General features: G+C 42.6%; 1 protein-coding gene. It reads right to left on the bottom strand.

Features of this window, described 5'->3' with window-relative positions:
• A partial coding sequence (locus JCM15907_RS12515) for a leucine-rich repeat domain-containing protein (RefSeq protein WP_199897247.1) occupies positions 1-957 on the bottom strand: 957 nt, incomplete at its 3' end.
• Positions 958-974: the final 17 nt, after the last annotated feature.

The raw sequence follows: 974 nt of genomic DNA, 5'->3' as shown, positions 1-974 counted from the left end.
CGTTATGTCCAATTGTGTCAACTGATTGTTATAGCAATTCAGATGAGTTATATCGCCTTTGAGTGTAATGCGCCCGTCAGTAGCTGTCAACTCATACTTGCCTTCTCCCTTATGTGTTGCGCCTTGCACCGTAAAGGAGCCTTCACTCTTAATCGTCAGTTTGATCTCCTCGCCGACCTTCTTGCTGGTCGTCATGGTAATAAATCCACTCTCTCCCTCATAGGGTATGCCTCGCCAATCATCCTCACCACTAGCATCTTTACCATTATTGTAGTCTCTAACCTTCCAGCCTTTACTCTTAGCCTTTGCTGCAGAGGATTGGGTTAGGTAATTCCCTTCGTTGGGGTTCTTGGTATCAACGGCAACGAAGAAGCCCAGCTCTTCTTCATCTTCAAGGTCAGAAATATTAGGCAACTGCGCTACAAGTCGATCCATAGATGCGCGATCAATTCTATTTCCAGATACCGATAAATCTACTAAGTTCTTATTTTGACTTACATCGAGTTGGGTTAATTTATTTTCATGGAAAACCAGCATCTCCAACTTTGTATTCTTGGTTACGTCCAATTGTGTCAACTGATTGTTAGAGCAATACAGCTTTTCCAACGCTGTATTCTTCGTTACATCCAACTGTGTCAACTGATTGTTATAGCAATACAGATCCTTCAACGCTGTATTCTTGGTTACATCCAACTGTGTCAACTTATTGTTATGGCACCCCAGCTCCGTCAACTCTGTATTCTTGGTTACGTCCAACTGTGTCAACTGATTGTTATAGCAATACAGCTTTTCCAACTCTGTATTCTTGGTTACGTCCAACTGTGTCAACTGATTGTTATAGCAATACAGAAGAGTTATCTCGCCTATGATTTTAATGCGCCCGTCAGTAGCTGTTAACTCGTAATCGCCTAAGTTCTTACGCGTTGCGCCTTGCACTGTAAAGGAGCCTTTACTCACAATTGTCAGATCGAGCT

Origin of the sequence: Porphyromonas gingivicanis JCM 15907, from assembly GCF_000614585.1 — a bacterium.
GTDB lineage: Bacteria > Bacteroidota > Bacteroidia > Bacteroidales > Porphyromonadaceae > Porphyromonas > Porphyromonas gingivicanis.
Note: the sequence above shows the minus strand (reverse complement) of the source record. Positions and strands in the feature narration are given on the sequence as shown.